The organism is Pisciglobus halotolerans, from assembly GCF_900113675.1.
GTDB classification, from domain to species: domain Bacteria; phylum Bacillota; class Bacilli; order Lactobacillales; family Carnobacteriaceae; genus Pisciglobus; species Pisciglobus halotolerans.
Window position 1 is genome coordinate 55,898 of the sequence record NZ_FOQE01000002.1, and the last position, 19,101, is coordinate 74,998.

At 39.0% G+C, this 19,101-nt stretch carries 15 protein-coding genes; 1 reads left to right on the forward strand and 14 read right to left on the reverse strand.

Features of this window, described 5'->3' with window-relative positions:
- Positions 1 to 138: 138 nt before the first annotated feature.
- The 10 genes from BM057_RS01070 to BM057_RS01120 form a co-directional block, all read right to left on the reverse strand.
- Positions 139 to 1,170, reverse strand: coding sequence for a glycosyltransferase family 2 protein (locus tag BM057_RS01070; protein WP_092090824.1), 1,032 nt, complete (start codon positions 1,168 to 1,170; stop codon positions 139 to 141).
- Positions 1,171 to 1,181: 11 nt separating this feature from the next.
- Positions 1,182 to 2,405: a glycosyltransferase family 4 protein gene (locus BM057_RS01075; protein WP_092090825.1), complete on the reverse strand. Its 1,224-nt coding sequence runs from the start codon at positions 2,403 to 2,405 to the stop codon at positions 1,182 to 1,184.
- A gap of 17 nt (positions 2,406 to 2,422) precedes the next feature.
- Positions 2,423 to 3,649 (reverse strand): DegT/DnrJ/EryC1/StrS family aminotransferase, encoded by a 1,227-nt coding sequence (locus BM057_RS01080; protein ID WP_092090826.1) that lies wholly within the window; start codon positions 3,647 to 3,649, stop codon positions 2,423 to 2,425.
- Positions 3,650 to 3,685: 36 nt separating this feature from the next.
- Positions 3,686 to 4,714, reverse strand: a complete 1,029-nt coding sequence (locus BM057_RS01085) for an ATP-grasp domain-containing protein (protein ID WP_092090828.1) — start codon at positions 4,712 to 4,714, stop codon at positions 3,686 to 3,688.
- Between the two features lie 196 nt (positions 4,715 to 4,910).
- Entirely contained in the window at positions 4,911 to 6,290 is a 1,380-nt protein-coding gene (locus BM057_RS01095) for a hypothetical protein (protein WP_092090832.1), read from the reverse strand.
- The gene (locus BM057_RS01100; protein WP_092090834.1) at positions 6,287 to 7,930 is read right to left on the reverse strand and encodes a hypothetical protein; all 1,644 of its coding nucleotides are present in this window, start codon (positions 7,928 to 7,930) and stop codon (positions 6,287 to 6,289) included. Before BM057_RS01100 ends, BM057_RS01095 begins: the two co-directional genes overlap by 4 nt.
- Complete coding sequence (locus tag BM057_RS01105; protein WP_092090836.1) at positions 7,869 to 8,882, reverse strand: 1-aminocyclopropane-1-carboxylate deaminase/D-cysteine desulfhydrase; 1,014 nt, start codon at positions 8,880 to 8,882, stop codon at positions 7,869 to 7,871. Before BM057_RS01105 ends, BM057_RS01100 begins: the two co-directional genes overlap by 62 nt.
- A gap of 15 nt (positions 8,883 to 8,897) precedes the next feature.
- Positions 8,898 to 9,863: a GNAT family N-acetyltransferase gene (locus BM057_RS01110; RefSeq protein ID WP_092090838.1), complete on the reverse strand. Its 966-nt coding sequence runs from the start codon at positions 9,861 to 9,863 to the stop codon at positions 8,898 to 8,900.
- The gene (locus BM057_RS01115) at positions 9,860 to 10,549 is read right to left on the reverse strand and encodes a sugar transferase (protein ID WP_245741762.1); all 690 of its coding nucleotides are present in this window, start codon (positions 10,547 to 10,549) and stop codon (positions 9,860 to 9,862) included. Before BM057_RS01115 ends, BM057_RS01110 begins: the two co-directional genes overlap by 4 nt.
- A gap of 779 nt (positions 10,550 to 11,328) precedes the next feature.
- A complete protein-coding gene (locus BM057_RS01120; RefSeq protein ID WP_092090840.1) occupies positions 11,329 to 12,093 on the reverse strand; it encodes an alpha/beta hydrolase in 765 nt (254 codons plus the stop codon).
- A gap of 279 nt (positions 12,094 to 12,372) precedes the next feature.
- On the opposite strand from BM057_RS01120, the gene BM057_RS01125 reads away from it, so the two are divergent.
- Positions 12,373 to 13,362, forward strand: coding sequence for a YeiH family protein (locus BM057_RS01125; RefSeq protein WP_342708075.1), 990 nt, complete (start codon positions 12,373 to 12,375; stop codon positions 13,360 to 13,362).
- A gap of 283 nt (positions 13,363 to 13,645) precedes the next feature.
- On the opposite strand, the gene BM057_RS01130 is transcribed toward BM057_RS01125, so the two are convergent.
- The 4 genes from BM057_RS01130 to BM057_RS01145 all read right to left on the reverse strand — a co-directional run bounded on the left by BM057_RS01130 (position 13,646) and on the right by BM057_RS01145 (position 18,880).
- Positions 13,646 to 14,812: a mannitol-1-phosphate 5-dehydrogenase gene (locus BM057_RS01130; protein WP_092090842.1), complete on the reverse strand. Its 1,167-nt coding sequence runs from the start codon at positions 14,810 to 14,812 to the stop codon at positions 13,646 to 13,648.
- Positions 14,813 to 15,253 carry a PTS mannitol transporter subunit IIA gene (locus tag BM057_RS01135; RefSeq protein WP_092090844.1) on the reverse strand — a complete coding sequence of 147 codons (441 nt, stop codon included), beginning with the start codon at positions 15,251 to 15,253 and terminating at the stop codon, positions 14,813 to 14,815.
- Between the two features lie 15 nt (positions 15,254 to 15,268).
- Positions 15,269 to 17,347 carry a BglG family transcription antiterminator gene (locus tag BM057_RS01140; RefSeq protein WP_245741763.1) on the reverse strand — a complete coding sequence of 693 codons (2,079 nt, stop codon included), beginning with the start codon at positions 17,345 to 17,347 and terminating at the stop codon, positions 15,269 to 15,271.
- A 90-nt stretch (positions 17,348 to 17,437) separates the two neighbouring features.
- Positions 17,438 to 18,880, reverse strand: coding sequence for a PTS mannitol transporter subunit IIBC (locus BM057_RS01145; RefSeq protein ID WP_281246044.1), 1,443 nt, complete (start codon positions 18,878 to 18,880; stop codon positions 17,438 to 17,440).
- Positions 18,881 to 19,101: the final 221 nt, after the last annotated feature.

The window sequence follows — 19,101 nt, forward strand, 5'->3', positions numbered from 1 at the left end:
ATTCGCTGTTTTTTTCAGTGTTGCAGGCGTTTTTTCAAAAAGAGAATGTATTGAAGATATCAAGGCTACGCACTATCATTTTTGCTCCCTATGCTATCTTTCCTTAGTCAGCGAATCATTGTGATCGCATACATTCTTTTACCGTTTGACGATCCGTGAAACAGTCGGCAAAAAGAATCTGGTCAGCAGATAAAATAAATGTGTTCTTCTTTTTTTGATCAGTTGGTAATAAAAACGCTTATAGCGATTCATTTTTTCTTCTTCCATATAAGGAAAACAAGCTTGCAACTCTCGATGAGCGAATAACGCTTCAAGTTGCTGAATGGTTGCACGATAAGAAGCTGGGTTTTCCTCTGAACATAAATTTAAAGCTTGCCACAAACTGATCGAGACTTTCCTTCTTTGCAGCTGCTGATCCAGCAAAACTTCTTGACTGATCGATCGGCAATACTGATCGATCGCAATGGTTGCACTTTCAAAATCTTTATGCGGATGGAAACGGCTTGTGACGGATTCGATTTCTTTACGGTAACCATAAAGATGATGGTCGCTTAGATAGCAGCAATTTTTTGCTTGTAATAAATACATGACGTTAAACAATCCATCTTCATTCAAAGCCACTTCTGTTTGAAAGCGAATCTGATGTTGTTCAATCAGCTCCCTTTTATACAACGCTGCTCCCACTGACCCAAACAGCATACCGGATAAGGTCCCATCGTCGATCAATCGTGAACGAATCTCAGCAATAGCATAAGTGCCTCCTGGGATCCTTGGCGCTCGGTAAATTCTTCTATCATTGTAGTGATAAAAATAATTGGCAAACACAGCGTCAACTTGCTTTTCTTCCATTGTTTGAACAAGTATCTCCAGTGCTTGATTCGTTAACGTATCATCTGCATCCAGAAAAGCGATATATTTGCCTGTTGCCAAAGCCAGTCCAACATTTCTAGTCGCTGAGACACCTTCATTTTCTTTCGTCATGACAACGACTCGGTTATCTTGCTGCATGTATCGTTGGCAAATAGTTGCTGAATGGTCACAAGAACCATCATCGATCAGCAGAACTTCGATGTCTGTTAAGCTTTGCGTCAAAATACTGTCGATACAGGAAGCTAAGAAGTCTTCGGCGTTATAGATGGGAACGATCACGCTTACCAATGGTCTTGTCATGGTCAACACCCTTATCTTATTGTTTTCTTTTGTTCTGATGCTAATGCTGTTGTCAAAGGAGAAACCATAGGCGTTTGTAACGTTTCCTGATAGAGCTTTTTCATTTTTTGGGAAATTTTTTCGATCCCATATTGCTCGATCAACTGTAAGCTTTGCTCGCTAAAGGATTCACGCAAAGTTTTTGATGCGTATAGTTTTTTTATCGCAGCCGCGAAAGAAGCTGCATTTTCCTTTTCGATCACAAAACCATTAGTCCCATGCTGCACTAAGTCACGGTTTCCGCGGCAATCTGTTACCACTAAAGGTAAACCTATTGCCATTCCTTCCATAATATTGACTGGCAGCCCCTCTTGCTTAGAGGAAGAAACAACGATATCTGCCATTTGCATCAATTGATGGACGTCGGTTCGATACCCCAGCAGATCAACATGATTTTCTACGCCTAATGCTTGGATCTGCTCTTGATAAACATTCTTTTTATCCCCATCGCCAATTAAAAGCAACTTTATATTTTTGATGTCTTGCGATAATTGTTGGACAACTTTGATCAATAGCTCTTGATGTTTGCGCGTGCATAATTCACCAACATAAATCAAAATGAAATCATCTTCTGGAAAGCCTAGTTTTTTTCTGACTTTTCTGCGAAGTTCATCGTTAGTGGGCATGAATCGTTTTTGATCAATGCCGACACCTTCTATCAAGGTCAACTTCTCAGCTTTGAAACGGCGCTCATGCGCAGCTGCAAAATCTTCATCATTGATCGTGATCAAGTTGTCCGTTAACCGCGCCAACCACTTTTCAACTGGATAATACAATAGCCAATTCTTTTTTGGAGCGCCATCAAAAAAATGGAATCCATGGGCAGTATAAATGACTTTTGTTCCTTTTTTTCTACTTTCTGCCGCTGCCAAGCGAGTCAATACGCCGCCGATCGGAGAGTGACAATGAATCAAGGCATATTGTTCACGATCAAATATTTTTTTGATCTGAAACAAAGACTGTAAGTTAGTGATTTTTAAAGGGTCACGATCAATGGCGATATCAAAAGCTGTTACGCCCATCGCTTCCAATTCTTCTTTAAATGCTTTGTTTCTGCCTTTTGCTGTTTCACTATCTTCAGTAAAGTTAGCTAATACATGGACTTCCTGGCCCATTTCCTGCAGCAAACGGATATTGTCGCGATTGAAAGCTGAGATCATAGGAGCAACAGATGCCATGATTAATGCTTTTGACATGCTGATTCCCTCCTTTTTTAAGTTAATGGATAGGATAAGATAGAGGATACAGGGGAAAACGTTTGTGTTGCTGGAGAGGAGGTGGAGACGATTTGAGGGAGAAAAATATGATGGAGTGTTTCGATAACGCGGTATTGTTCTTCGATGGTTAAATTACTGCCTGAAGGTAGGCAAAGTCCCATTGAGAAAAGCAACTCAGAAACAGGGCTGGTCCGTTCATTGTGGCGATAGAACGGAGCGTCTTTGAATAAAGGTTGAAGATGAAGCGGTTTCCAAAGCAGACGCGTTTCAATGCCGGCTTGGTCCATCAGTTGCATGACTTCAATCGGTTTTTGATAAAAAATAGTAGGATCGATCAGCAACGTTGTCAGCCAACGATTAGAAAAAGTCCCTTGCATTTCCGGCATAAACTGAATTCCTTCAATCGCATTCATTTCCTGTACGTAAAGATCGAATATCGCTCTGCGAGTCGCTATTCTTTCTTCCAACACTTGCAGCTGCGCAATTCCGATACCTGCTGAAATATTGCTCATCCGATAGTTATAACCTACTGTGGAATGTTGGTAATATGGCGCTGGATCTTTGGCTTGTGTTGCCAAAAAGCGTGCCGTTTCAATCAATTCTTCATCATCTGACACCAATGCACCCCCACCAGAAGTTGTAATGATTTTATTTCCATTAAAAGAGTAAATGCCGATTTTGCCAAGTGTCCCGCTTTTCTTATTTTGATAAGACGCACCCAATGATTCAGCAGCATCTTCTATGATAGGAACACCATAGGCATCTGCCAGCATCAGCAACGGATCCATATCTGCATGTTGTCCATACAGATGAACCACAATGATGGCTTTTGGAAGACGTTGTTCACGTTTGGCTTCTGCTAAAGCTCGTGCCAGTGCTCTTGGCGACATATTCCATGTACCCGGCTCTGAATCGATAAAAGTCAATTCAGCACCAAGATAAAGAGCTGGATTAGCACTAGCGATAAAGGTAAACGAAGAACAAAAAACACGATCACCTTTTTTAACGCCTAAGACAGCCAAGGCTAAGTGGATCGCTGCCGTACCTGAATTAGTAACAGTAGCTGCTTTTGCTCCTGTGTATCGCGCTAAGTCTTCTTCAAACTGGTTGACATTGGGTCCAAGCGGTGCGATCCAATTGGTTTGAAAAGCTTGGTCAATATAGTGCTGTTCGTTTCCTGACATATGAGGAGAAGAAAGTAAAATCTTTTTTGTTCGCTGCATAGCATTCACTCCCAATAATGTTTTAATGGCTTAAGGTCAAGTTTGCGTAGAGGGTGCTGTTTCTGAAGGTGATAGAGAAACCATCATTTCTTTGGCCAAATTTTCAGCGGGCATGATCATGACATCATTGAATTTTGCCATATAGATCTCTGATTCATATTCACCAATCTGCACTCTATTTTCTTTTCCTGCTAAGTTATTCAGCAACATTTTCGGAAAAGAAACCCCGCAACCATATGCATGCGGATAGCCGCCGCCGAAACGCGGATTGATTTCTGAAATCAAGTATTGATCACCGACTTTGAATAAATCGATATCCAACATCCCTTTCAAACCTGTTTCTTCAACCACAGATTGGATGAACTCGAAAAGCTGTTCATCTTTGAAAGAACGTGCTTTATCTGTTTCTCCTGCTCGCATATTGATTTTTTCTTTCGTGAAAATAGAGACGACTTTTCCGGTATGCAAATCAACATAAACATCTGCTCCGATCTCGATGCCATCCATAAATTCTTGGATCATCATGTTTTCTCCGTTTAAGATCAAGTCCTCCATCTCATCACTAGAATGAGCTTTGTGGATTTGCGCGCTAGCACTGCCGTTGTAAGGTTTGACAAAGACTGGAAAAGAAATCTTCCCTTTTTCCATATCTTGATAGAATTGATGCTCATTTAAATAACTTTTTGGCGTTGGGATCTGCTTCTCGGTTAAAAATTCATATAAAGCATATTTGTTGAAGCATAGCTCCACTTTATCAGCATCAGAAATAATAGGGACTGTGTCGATAGCCAAAAAGTCGTGTTGGTGTTTGGCCAATAAGTTGAGCTCGGGATCGATCAAGGAAAAAATAGCTTTGATCTGTTTTTCTTTACACAACGTTAAGAGCGTATCTAAATATTGTTTGTCTTGAATGTGTGGAATGATCACAGCTTCATCTGCTTCATAAAGGGCTGGTGCCAATGGACTATGATCAGCCGCGATCACCTTTCCTCTTCCTGCTAACGCTTCTTTGAAATAAGCAATAATTTTGTTTCGTGTGCCACAACTTAGGATAAGAAGATTCATGATTTGAGCGCCTCCTGTCTTTCATTTGAATGTATATTAGAGCTTTCAGGCAAAAATGCTGTCTGTTTATCTGGTCTTGTTTGATAAGTCTCCATTCGTTTGGCGACTCCCCATAGAAAAAGGTAAGAAGGCAATCCTGGATTTGAAACACCGTCAAACGGGATATCTTTAAAAGGGATAGAGATTCCTATTCGATTTAAAAGGATAAAACTGTACATTCTTTTTGTATTCCAAGATAGCGAAGCCAATGAGGGAAGTTTTGATGCGGTTTTCTTTTGTGCTCCAGATAGTAAGCATAAAAAGATTGGAAAGAATGCGGAGACATACGCCGTTTTAAACGAGCAGCTGTATCGTAACGATAATTGAAACCCGCTCCAGCTTTTTTAAAACCGAACGCTTTACGGTCTACACCTCTTGTTTCAACGATCCTTCTTGGAATCGGGCGATCATAGTCGCCGCCCACTGAATAAGCGTCCATTTCTTTCAAGTGAGTGACTTTATGGATGGAAGGCCATTGCGCAGCTCCATATAAAGGGACAGGCACGAATATATAATCCGCTTTTAGACGATTTTCTGCTTGAGAGGTTCCAGAATAAACAAAATCATTAAAACGAAAATCATCATTGACATCTTGGGCGTGTTTGTCCCAAAAATAATCCCCGCGATGTCCTACAAAAACCATTTTTTCTTTAAATTCTTCCTCAAATGCTGCATAAACGATCCCTGTACCCAAGTCACCTGAAGAAACAAATTCAGACTCGATCAATGCCGTATTGCTCAAATACGCTTCCGCATCTTTTTTGAGAATTTGCGCATACCCCAGCTGCTGCGCAATGTCTTCTCCAGAATCTTCTGCATATTTTTCAGGTCGGTCAAAAGTCACAGCAGTATCGCACCCTAATTCTTTTGCTAATGCAGCACAAGCCGCTGAATCATACCCTTTTGAAATGGTTGTTACTAAGCCATATGCTGCGGTCCTTTCCGGATCTTGTGCGTTGTCTCTTAATCGTCTTAATGCAGCGAGCAACCGCGTTTCATAATCATTGAAATCAATGAATGGCGGCATGTCCTGTTTTGGCTTTAGCTCGATATTCAAATCCTCATCTACTAACACATTGCAATGATAAAATAACCTTAAACGCTTATTTTCAGCTAATGGAATCCACTTTTTTACTTTTTGAAGTCCATTCAAGATGGTATTGAGGTCTTTTTCATATTCGAAGTAGTGCCTATCCAAGCTGGAATGTGATTGAACAAGAATGAAGGGCAGCGAATTCGAAACATATAAACTTTCTTCTGCTTTGATGGCATACAATCGTTCCAATGTATGCGAAGGTGCAGCGAACAAAAACTGCTGCTGTCCATTTTCGACCATGCGCTTTCCGCCAGACCCCAATAAGAAATCTGCTTGGTCGAATTGAAAATTTGAAAATGCCCCATCCCACGCCCCTTCCACAAATCCTTCTTCTCTTGTTTCCACTTTTCTGCCATGTGACAGTTGCAATGCCAACGTTCCTTTTTCAAGCTTGGCACACCACGCTAAAGAGGCTATACCCTCTATTCTGGTTTCTTTCACTCTCTACTCCTCCTTCCGATCTCAGCCATGATTTCTTCTGAATACGGACTGCGCTCTTCGCTTAAAACTGCGCTTGAACGATTATTTTCGTTTTGCAGCAAATTAAGGTATTTTTTATACTTTCTTTCAAATGCATTTCGGTAACGCTTCTGCATCTCTTGAACGCCCCAGTGGATCAAATATGCCGGTGCTCCTGGGTTGGTCTCACTTTCTGCATTCGGCATCGTCAAATTGCTTTCGATCCCAAGCTTGCGCAGCGCAACATGAAGATAAACATTTTTTGTATCGAATAGATAACGCAGCCATCTTTGGAAATGCTCTCGATCAAATTTGCGGTAATGTTTATAATATTGCTGATAAGAATGAAAGGATGCTTTGGACATGCGTTCTTTTAACCGCGAAAAACTATCGTAACGATAATTGATCCCCACACCTTTTTTGTTCATACCAAATGCCTCTCTAGGGATTCCTGCTGTTTCCACGATCCTTCTTGGAATTGGCCGATCGTACGACCCGCCGATAGAATACGGTTGCATTTCTGGAGAATTGCTCAGTTTCCATAAACTTTTCCATTGCACGCCGCCAAAAGTCGGAAGCGGTGTAAAAATATACCCAACGCGTAAGCGATGTTCAATCATCGATACTCCTGCCATAACATCATCCGGAAAACGAAATCCGTCATTAGCGTCTGAACGATCCTTGCCCCAGAACTCATCGCCTTCTTCACCAAAAATCACGATATTATCTGCCATCTCTTCTTCAAATGATGTGTAAACGACACCGCTGCCCAACTCACCAGTGGAAACAAATGCTGTCTCGATCAGCTGCTCATTATCTAAGTACTTTTGAGCATCTTTTAATATAATCGATGAATAGCCCAACTGCTGTGCAATAGATAAGCCGCAATCTTCCGCATAGTGTTCCGGCCGATCGAAGGACAACGCTGTATCGCAGCCGGCTTCTTTGGCCAAAACGGCACATGCCGCTGAATCATAACCATTTGAAATGGTCGTTACGATACCATAGGGTTGTTTTCTCAATGGGTCTTTAGCGTTTTCGATAAACTGTTTCAGTGTGCAGCTCAATATTTGCCGGTAATGTTCATAATGTTCAAAAGGAGCGATTTCCATTTTTTTCTCTTTTTCGATATTGAGGTGTTTATCGATCACTAAGTTGCAATAATAATGCAAATAAAGCTTCTTCTGTCCTTTTAATGGGATCCAATCCTTATAGCGATAGATTCCCTTTAAAATCGAATTTAAGTCTTTTTCATAATCAAGATATCGAGGATTCAGTCTGGCATGAGCCAGATGCAGCGCAAATGGCATGGAATTAGAAACGATCAACTTGTTTTTTAAACGAATCGTATGCAGCCGATCCAGCGTATGGCTAGCGGTAGAAAACATAAACGTTCTTTTGTATTTTTTTTGCTTGATTCTTCCACCAGATCCATTAAAGAAATCAGCTTGATCAAACCGTCCTTTTGCAAATGCTCCTTCCCAAGCCCCTTCAACGAAAAAATCTTTTTGTGTTTCGACATTTTTACCATGATACACAGTCACGTGAAGAGAGTCTTTTTCAACGATCGCCCCCCAAGCCATTTTTGGCAGCTGATGCATTTCGATATAACTGATTTTCATTTCTCACACTCCTTGTATGGCGATACTTTTGCAACTGATCAAAGAAAAGTGGACTACTGCCGGTATGCAAAAATAAGATAGTTTGGTTTTCGACCTGATGTTTTTTAAGGTATTGCATCATTCCCCAATAGGCTTTTCCCGTGTATGTGGGGTCAAATACAATTCCTTCACGAATAAAAATTTTTTGTACCATTTCAATGATAGACTCATCAAATTGCCCATAACCGCCAGCAAGATAATGATCGTCAAATAGAATGGCTTCGTTGGCAAGAGGCGGCAATAACAGTTTTTCCAAATAATCATTGACGGATTCCAGCACGACGGGAAGCCCTTTTTCAGCCACTCTTGCGATACTGATCCCGACGATTTTTTTGGTATCATTGCTTAAATGATTTCCGCAAATTAGACCAGCTTGAGTGGTTCCTGTTCCAGAAGCATGAAAAATAAAATCAAAAGAAAGATGCTGTTCTTCTTCGACTACCTTGATTTCTTGGTAAGCATCAACATAAGCTTGAGTGCCATGAGGACCATGACCGCCTCCTGGAATAAAATATGGATGCAAGCCACTTTTTTTCAGTTGGTTGATAGTTTGTTGAATGGTTTCCCTGACTTGGGATAGTGGGGTGAAAATCAACTCTGCATTGAGGGTCTCAACGAGTTGTTGATTGATCGTTGGTGTATTTTGTGAAGAGGGAGAGATGATCAGACACGGGATATTTTTTGTTGCTGCTATGGCTGCGATCACACGACAATGGTTGGAACTGCTGCTGCCATAAGTGACGAGACAATCAGCTCGTTCCTTTTCGATGTCTTGCAAAAAGTAATACGCTTTACGCGCTTTGTTGCCGCCGAAGGACAACGGGATCAAGTCTTCCCTTTTGATGTAAAATCGGTTGTGCTGAAACGTTTCTTTTAAAGGATGGATCGGTGTTGGCGCAAAAAAAGGTTTCATCTGCTCTCACCTCATTTATTTGCGGTAAGCTGGGAAGTAATCTTTATACGAACCTCCCGCCTGTTCAACCAAAGATTCGTAAATATCAGCATTGCGTATTTTGGTCCCTCGGTAAAATGGATAACTTTTTGATTTCGCAGTAAATTGTTTTTTATATTGTTCCAAGCTGCTGCCGGCTTTAGCAGAACCAAGATCAAATAATCGTTTGCCGTAAGCCTCTGCATAACTTGCTGCTTCATAGATCAACAAGCTGTTCGGCTGGATACTCTTATATGCTGGATCAGTTGCCGCAAAGTGATAGTGAACGATGTCTTCTCCTAACAACAACAATGCTGCAGAAATAACTTTTTCATCCAGCAATGCAACCGCGAATAGGACTTTATCCGGATAAAAATCAAGGTAACGCTGCAGAAATGCTTTATCTAATTGATAATAATCGCCAAACTGATGCTGATCAGCTGTTCGTTGATACAACTTTAGAAACTCGTCAATAAAATCTGGATCATCTGTAAAGCGGATAATGACATTATTTTTTATGGCCCTTCTGATCTGCTGACGCAAACCGGAACTAAAAGCATCCTTAAAAAAATCCATTCTTAAATCAATACAGTAAACTTCTCCAAAATAAGAAAGATCATATTCGTCTTCGAACCAATGTGCCTGTTTCAGCCAAGGACTGAAACGAATATATTCCGCAACGATCTTTTCTTGTGCACAATAGTCGCCAAAAACTTGACTAAACTCTTGAATGAGCACTTTTTCTTTGCCTTCCTGAATGTGTTCGAGCCAAATTCCGCCTTGTCCACGTGGAGTAACGATGTCATAGTATTGAACATTGTCGACTTTTCCAGCTGGTCTTTTGATAAAAGGATAAACGATCCGTCCTTCTTCTCTTTCAAAAAGATAATGAAGCGATTCGCCACCTTCTTTCGTCTGCTGAAGAACGCCCCAGCCTTTGTCCATGTAGAAACTTTTGATCATTTGACAACCTCCTTATCTTTTTCCTGATGCCCTTCGTCCCATTCTTCAGCTAATTCTTGTGTGGGTTCAGTCTCAATAAATTTAGCTGCTGTTTTGAATAAGAGCGTCAAGTCTGTCTTAAACGATAGTGTCTCCAAGTAACGGATATCTTCAGCTATCCGTTGATCCCATTCCACGCGGTTACGGTATTTAATTTGAGCGGATCCGGTCAAACCTGGTTTGATCAAAAAACGCTTTTTTGCCCATTCGGGATAAGCAGCATAGCCAGGATACGGCGAATAAATAACCGGTGGTCGAGGTCCCACCAAAGACATATCTCCTTTTAAAATATTGATCAATTGCGGCAGCTCATCCAAACTCGTTCTTCGCAACACCAAGCCCACCTTGGTGATCCGTTGATCTTTAAAACTGTGGATCTGTAGACCATCGCCCATTTGCTCCGCACCGACAATCATGGTTCGGAACTTGATAATGCGAAAAACTTTGCCATGCTGTCCGATCCGCTCTTGCAAAAAGAAAATCGGACCTTCAGAATCTAACCTGATCAAACAAGCCATCAAAATAAGCGGCAACGACAATACAGTTAAACCTATGAGGGAGAAAAAGATATCAATGAGGCGTTTGACATAGCGAGCATACATCGACAAGTGATTTTGGTTCCAAGGAGACTTTTCTTCCATGACCATAAGCACACACACCTTTAGATAGTATTTTTTAAATTGGAAAAAAACAAAAAGGATGAGATGAACTGAACAATAGATATCCTTCTTTGAGTGAGGTTTTTAAGCTGAAATCTCCGCTAAAAAATAAATATTGAGGAAAAGTAAATATGAGGTAAATGAACCCAAAGAAGGCATCTGAGGAAAAAAAGGAGACTTCAAAAAAGAGGTAAACAAATGAAGTATAAAAAATCAAAAGGAAATATCCGGAATGGATAAGGAATGTAAACGTCGTCTTGTAGAAGACAACGAGATGAATTAAATGAGGGAAAAATGATAAAATTATCATTTTCAACTTGACCAAAGTATATCATGCTTTATTTTATAATTGAAAGCTATTACATTGCTAGCCACTATTTTGTCATAAAGTTGTGACAAAATAGTGACAAACGTTATTTGAAGATTTTTTTACTTGAAAAGAGGCCCTCTACTCCAGCAAACCTTCTTTTCTTCGTTATTACCTGAACGTAACACAAATGATCGAACCAATTGACTAGCGTCATCATTCCCCTACGTTATCCTTTGAAAAAGTGAAAACACTCAGTATCGATACTGACCCTAAAAGTTACATTCTGCTCTAACTTTTGAGAATTGGTACCATTCACCCAGTGTTTTCACTTATTTTTATTCAATTTTTAGGACCAGCACTAAACCAGCATTTTTTTATAATCTGGATCTAGCCAATACTTTAGCGTTCCATCACAACACGCTCAAAAAGTTGATGTTGTCTCAAACCAATCCGCTGATTAAAAGCGATCAGATGTTCCTTTTAGCATACCTTCGATCCATTCCAGCACATCTTGGATCCTCTTGTCCCAAAAGTCCCAATCATGTCCACCTGAACCTTCAATAAAAGTATAATCGATATTCATTTGTTCAATCAACCCTTTAAAAATTAAATTATCTTTGTACAAAAAGTCTTCAGTGCCGCAAATTTGTAAGACAGCTGGCAACGGTTCTTTTTCTTTGGCAGCTTCTAAAACGGCAAGCAAGTCATTTGCAGAATCCTTCAGTTCATCTTTAGAACCAAAAATGGCTGAAAAACTCTTTTCTCGTGAAGCATCTCTTTCCCAGAGACCAAAGACATCCGTTGCAGCAGATAATGTAGCTATACCGGCTACCTGATCAGGGTAGCTCAAGCCCCATTTAAGTGCGCCATAACCGCCCATTGACAAGCCGGCTACAAAAGTTTCTGCCGGAGATGTACTGATATGAAATTGATGCTTCATCTTTTTTGGGAATTCTTCCGTTAAGAAAGTCCAGTAATCCCCTCCAATTTTCATGTCCGTATAATAACTCAAATGTACTTGCGGCATAATGATCGCCAATTTTTTGCTAGCGGCATAACGTACTAATGAGATATTGTACAGCCAAGCTTTATCGTCATCAGAACGTCCATGCAGCAAATACAAAACCGGATAAGGTCCACTCAACTGTTCTGGCAAAATAGCTGTATAGTTCATCTTCATTCCTAATATTTCAGAAGACATATTTCCTGTGATCACGCCCATTCCATTCTCCTCCTACCCTGCTTAAAATCATTTTTCTTCGCCCTTGATTATCCATTTATTTACGTAAAATCTTAATCCCAAATCGAAAAGCTCATTAACAAGCAACGAAGCGTGTTTCTCAAAATTGTTATTTCTTATTTTCTTTGCATTCTACTGTAATCCATTTTCGCTTATCTTTATTCGAAAGACAAACAAAACCGTTCTGGATAGCATTTTTCACTATGAAAAAAGTCTTCTATGTTATAATAATCGCAGTACAAAAAAGGAAGGTTGTTACATATGATGGAAAATTTGAAGAAACGCTTGCCAGGTATTTTGTTGGCTATTCTGATCGCGATCCCCGCTTGGTATATAGGAAAGTTGGTACCTGTGATCGGCGGCCCTGTTTTAGGGATTTTATTTGGAATGGTATTAGCTTTTTGGAAACGCCCTGCTATCTTTCAACCTGGCATTCAATTTACCGGAAAAAAAGTGTTACAATATGCTATTATTTTGATCGGCTTTGAAATGAACTTATACAATATCTTAGCAACTGGCAGCCAAACGCTGGTTTTGATGCTGTTCACATTGACCGCTGCATTTTTAACGGCTTATATCGCTGGAAAAATGTTACATATCAATGGTAATACGACAATCTTGATCGGTGTCGGCTCTGCCATTTGCGGCGGTTCTGCTATTGCTGCCACTGCGCCAGTTATTGGTGCCGAAGATGATGAAGTGGCGCATGCCATCTCGACGATTTTCTTATTCAATGTGCTGGCTGCATTTCTTTTCCCAGCAATCGGACATTTGCTGCAAATGAGTGACACGCAATTTGGTTTATGGGCTGGTACTGCCGTCAACGACACTTCTTCCGTTGTAGCAGCAGGCTATTCTTATAGCGAAGTAGCCGGTAATTTAGCTGTTGTTGTTAAATTGACGCGTACGCTTTTTATTATCCCGATCACTTTCGCTTTAGCGCTTGCTAACACCCGCAAATCAAAACAACAAGCTGCTGCACAATTCAGTTTGGCTAAAATCTTTCCATGGTTTGTTTTAGGATTTTTACTCACTGCTATATTAAATACTTTTCTGCCGATACCAGAAGCTGTCACCAACTTTTTGAGCCAAGCCGGTAAGTTTTTGATCAGTGCTGCGATGGCTGCTATTGGATTGAACACCAATATCATCAAACTCTTAAAAAATGGCATCCGCCCTATTTTGCTCGGCTTTTTGTGCTGGGTCGTTTTAGCTGTGACTTCATTGATTGCACAGGGCATTTTATACTAAATCAGTGATTGAAAAATTTTTTATAATGACCCTTAAATTCTGCGTAATCTTTTTTAACAAAACGTTTTACTGAATATTCACCTATTAAAATTTCAAAGATAATATTTGCTCCACATAACTCAAAATGCCAAAAACAGCTTTTCCTTTTTTAAATAGGAAAGGCTGTTTTTTAATGCTGATTCCCCTTCAAAATAACGATCAGGCTAAAAAGAAAGAGGATTTTCACAGAAATAAATCAAGTAAAATGGCTCAGTAAATAGCCTCAATTTAAATGTAAAGCATCTCACTGAGGCAAGTATGATTGAGAATCTAGATGATGATAGGCAGCAGCAATTTGGCCGATCAGTTCTTGATCTGTTAATTCGGTCACTTGACAGATAACTTCTTTTGTACCTTTTTCTTTCAATAACCTAGCAAGTTCTTGACTTTCTTCATCATTTTCATCTCGGTAAGCCATTATTTTAGCAACAGTTCGTATGAGACCATCAACGACTAAATCACGTTCATATGCTTCACGCATGGGGCGAATAAACCGTTCATTATATCCTAATTTGCGAATTGGAGTCCGACCAACTCTTGTTAATTCATCAGAAATATAAGGATTACTGAACCGAGATAAAATTTTATCAATATATTTTTGATGTTCTTCTGGAAGAAACTTCCATTTTTCAATCATCAATGCTCCTGTCTCACTAAGCACTTCTTTAACTTCTGCTAGAACAGATTCGTCTCTCAAAGCTTCATCGATTAGCTGATATCCGGCATATCTGCCATTATAAGCTGTTGTGGCATGTCCTGTATTAACTGTGAATAACTTTCTTTCTATAAAAGGCTCAAGATCTTCAGCATAATGAACACCTTCTAAGCGAAGCGCTTTATTCTTTGATTGACTTTGATCAATGACCCATTCTTTGTAGGGTTCAACAGTCACTCTTAATATATCGTTATGGTGCTGAAGCGGTACGATGCGGTCTACTGCAGCATTTGGGAAACCGATGTACTGTTCTAGATATGATTCATCTCCTGATTCTAGATGTTTTTGCACCTCTTCTTTCAAAAAACTACTACCGTTGATCATATTTTCGCAAGCAATAATATCTAAAGGTTCAAAAATACCAGCTGCTTTTCGTTTTTGTATCCCCTGTGCAATCAAAGGAGCGATATAAGGCAAAATCTTAGGACCAATAGCTGTCGTTACAATATCAACTTTTTCAAAAGCGGATACAACTGCTTCAGGATCTTCTCCATTATTAATTCCACAAACTCGATTAACAAGAACTTCTGGCTTTCCCTCTTCAGCTAATTCAATCGTATAACCTTTCTTTTCATTCAATGCATCGATAATTGCTACATTGACATCTACAAAAGCAATGTCAAAATCATTTTGATTTAAAACTTCTCCTATAAATCCGCGACCTATGTTGCCGCCTCCAAAATGTATAGCTTGCATTTATTCAATCCCCCCTAATAAATCGATGATTTCTTCTTCAGATTTAGCATCTGCTAATCTAACAACGTTTTCTATTTCAGAACAATAAACAGCAATTTGGGACAAAATATCTAAATGTTCGTTGCCCACACCCGCAATGCCAAAAACGACTGTAACTAATTTGTCTTCCCCTGCTTCACCAAAGTTGACACCATCAGGGACTTGTAAAACTGAGATACCAGAAGCTTTGATCAATTCTTTAGATTCATCTGTACCATGAGGAATAGCAATGAAGTTTCCCATATAAGTAGAAACTTTGCTCTCTCTTTCAAGCATTGAATCAACATAACTTTGATCTGCGTAACCATTATTGACCAATAATTGGCCTGCTGCTCGTATGGCTTCTTCTTTTGTTTGGAATGATTGATTTAACTGAATGTTTTTCTTTTCTAATATGTTCATTTAAGTTTCCTCGCTTTAATTTTTTATTCTTTCAAGAAATAGCTGACTTAGAAAGCCATGGATGAGTTCTTTTGTTCCATTATTGAATAATTTTGTATTCACTGGATTCTCTACAATAGCCGAACTAATGCCACCTAATATTTCTTGTGTTGTTTCGCTTAATGGATCTGGTCCTAACATCATTAAAATTCGTTCCATTTGTATTAGCTTATGATCAATTGCTTCAATCGAAATTGGTTGATCCAATTCATAAATTGCAAAATATGGTTTCACTACACTTTCATCAACACTGTGGAACAACGCCATGTTAGTTTCAGGAAGACCAATAGGAGCAAGTTGCATCCTTTTTTCTAACTTCTTTTCGACTTGTTCTGGATTTGTTAGAATGGTTCCTTCAAGCTGCTGACATATTTTTTTCAAAATTGCTGTCAACTCGGTCTCGTCTGTTATTTTCACAATGTCAAAGTAATCTAATACAATATTAGCTTCACTGATTTTTTCGTAAAAATCTTTAAAGTCTTCTTCTGTTTGGTCAAATAGTTCTTCCACTTTCCTTGGTTGCTTTTTATTTTTCCTTTTTGAAGAAATTTGTCTAACATACAATTTGATGCTTTTGACTTCATCTTCCATCAATAAAGGTGTAACAACTTTATATTCCGTTTTAAAACCTTGCAGAAAAACAGTTGATAAAATTAAATCATAACGGTCGAATTTAACTTGGGGTAATTGTGAAATGCGAGAGATTTGAACATCAGTGATTTCTGGAATATATTTGCGCAAGCGACTCTCTAAAATTTTTGCTGTTCCTACTCCGCTCGAGCAAATGACTAAAACTGAAAGTTTTTCTTTATAAGGATTTCTTTCATAAGCAGAGGCAAAATGAATCACAATATAAATGACTTCATTTGATAAAAAATGTGTTTTTGGAAAAATCTCTTTTAATCTCTGTTTCACAACAAAACTAAGTTCTGGATATTCATCATAAATTTTATCGAGTAAAAAGTTACTACTTTCCGGCATAGGTGCTTTAGCTCGATTCAAAGCAGCTGACAGATGAACAAGTAAGTCTCTAAAAAGAGTTTCATCATGATAAAAATTCCATCCCATATCGTTCGATACTAAACGAATTAACTGACGAACTTCATAATCTAAGGTCATGTCATAGTCATCTGCAAATTCATTTTGCAGATGAACACTAAGTCCCTGAATTTGAATGGCGAAAAAGAAAACTTCAGCAGAAAGAAAATCTTCAATGCTATCAGTAATTTGCAAATTCATCAAAACTTCTTTTCCAATTTTCAGGTTTTCTTCTCGCAATCCAACTCTTACCTCATCATCCATCATCAAGTTTGAGATGTACTGTCCTTTTCTCATACGATTAATGGATAAACTTAATAAAATCACGAGGCGTTGATATTGTGTGTCTGTTACTTCCTCAAAATAACGATTTGAGAAGTCCCTGACTACTTGATAAGCTCTTTCTAAGTCTTCAGCTGATAAAAGACGAAGAAAAGGATTGGTAGATCGTTCAAAACGTTCTTTTTTTATCTTTCCTTCTTTTGTAAACAATTGAAAAAAGTCATATTCGTTGATTTCACTGGTAATTAGGCCACTAATAATCAGGCGACGATTCGTTTCAAGCGCAATGGCCTTGATTCCTTTGGCTTTCTTTCTTACGATTTCAATTTGATAAGCTTCAAATATTTCCGCTATCGATTGAAGATCAGATTGAATGGTGCTCACACTGACATTTAAGTCATAAGCAAGAGCTTCCATTTTTATCTCTTGCTCTTCCCTCAATAACATGATCACAAGCAAGCTTTGTCTTTGTTGAACTGTCAACTCTTCTGGAGACTGATAGATTTGCTGCTTAAGTTCCTCCATCATTCCTTTTGTTCCAACTAAACGATAGCCTTCTGCTTCACGCAAAAGCTTAATTTGAAAGTGAGCTAACGAGCTTTCTAAGCTGGACATTTCTCGATAAATCGTTCGGTTACTGACATTTAGCCTTTCACTCAAGTAATCAATCGTCACACCACTTTTCTGTTCTATCAGGATTTGGATGATATTTTTTTCCCGACTAGATATGAACAATTGTTTAGCCTCCTTTCTAATCTAGATAAAATTTAAATGCCAACACAGAAAAGCAGTGAAGCTGCCACTGCTTTCCCTTTGGTTAGCTTTTTATTGTTCGTCTTTCAATTGATCAATGATTTCATTGTATTTTGGACTGCTTAAAAAGTTATCGACAGATACATGAACCGCACTTGGCGTCTTTTGTTTTGCTCTTTCTGTTAGTTCTTCTTGAGTAATGACTAATAAACCTTCTTCGTTTTTCAAGTTATTGATTGAGGAGTTAGATACTGAAATATCTAATCCAGCTTCTTGTACCTTTTTCCGCATCAAAGAAGCACCCATGGCACTAGAACCCATTCCAGCATCACAAGCAAAAATGATTTTTGAAACATCTTCATTTACATTTGGAGCTGCTTCGACGGCTGTTTGTCCTGTTGCTGATACAGCTTGTCCTTTGGATTCAGCTTTAGCAGCTTGAGATTGTTGAACAGAGGCTTCAAATTCATCATTTGTCACTTCAGATTTATCCATTTTTAGGATCAACATAGCAACTAAGAAAGATACAAGTCCCCCAACTAATACACCTAAGATTACACCGAGATAACTACCTTTAGCCGTCATTGCCAATACAGCTAGAATAGATCCAGGTGAAGCAGCTGCGACTAAGCCTGATCCTAGCAACACATTCGTAAATGTTCCTGAAATACCACCTGCAATGACTGCAAGGAACATAGATGGTTTCATTAAAACGTATGGGAAATAAATTTCATGAATTCCACCAATCAAATGAATAAAAGAAGCTCCAACAGCAGAAGATTTCGCTGAACCTTTTCCAAATAAGACATAGGCCATTAAAAGGCCAAAACCAGGACCAGGATTTGCTTCTAGTAAGAATAGAACAGATTTACCTGCCTCAGCAGCTTGTTCAATTCCAAGAGGTGTTAGGATCCCATGGTTGATTGCGTTGTTCAAGAATAAGATTTTTGCAGGTTCGATAAAGATATTAGCTAAAGGTAACAGACCCGCATTCATAATCCATTCCACTCCTCTAGCTAACAAATGTGTCAAGCCAGATACAAACGGACCAACTGCATAGAAAGCAATAATCGCTAAAATGAAACCAATGATACCGCTCGAAAAATTATTAACTAACATTTCCATACCGGTTTTGATATGTTTCCCAAATAGGTCATCAAATTTTTTGATACAGTATCCGCCTAATGGACCAAGCGCCATTGCGCCAATCAACATGGGGACATCCGACCCCATAATGACTCCTATTGTTGCAATTGTCCCTACGACTGCTCCTCGCTGACCATAAACCATTGAACCACCTTGATACGCAATCAGTACCGGTAAAAGATACTTCAGCATAGGGTCGACCATAGTAGCTAAAGCCTCATTTGGAAGCCAACCGTCTGGTATAAACAATGCCGTGATTAATCCCCATGCAATAAATGCACCGATATTTGGCATCACCATCCCGCTCAAGTAACTTCCCAAACGCTGAACAGTAGATTTGCCTCCCTTTTTAACCATTGTTTGTTCCACAATAATTCCTCCTTAACACCTATTGTTTTAAATTCATCTTTATCATAAGAATTTATGAATACGATTTCAATATTAGCTAGTGCTGATTTTGTCAGCGCTTCTTTTGACAACACTACTTTTTACCATTTTTCTTTTGAATCACTTATTTTAAATTTTAATTTCTCTTCACCTACACAACATATACCAATAATATATTTTTTATTTCGTTTTTGTTGACAAAG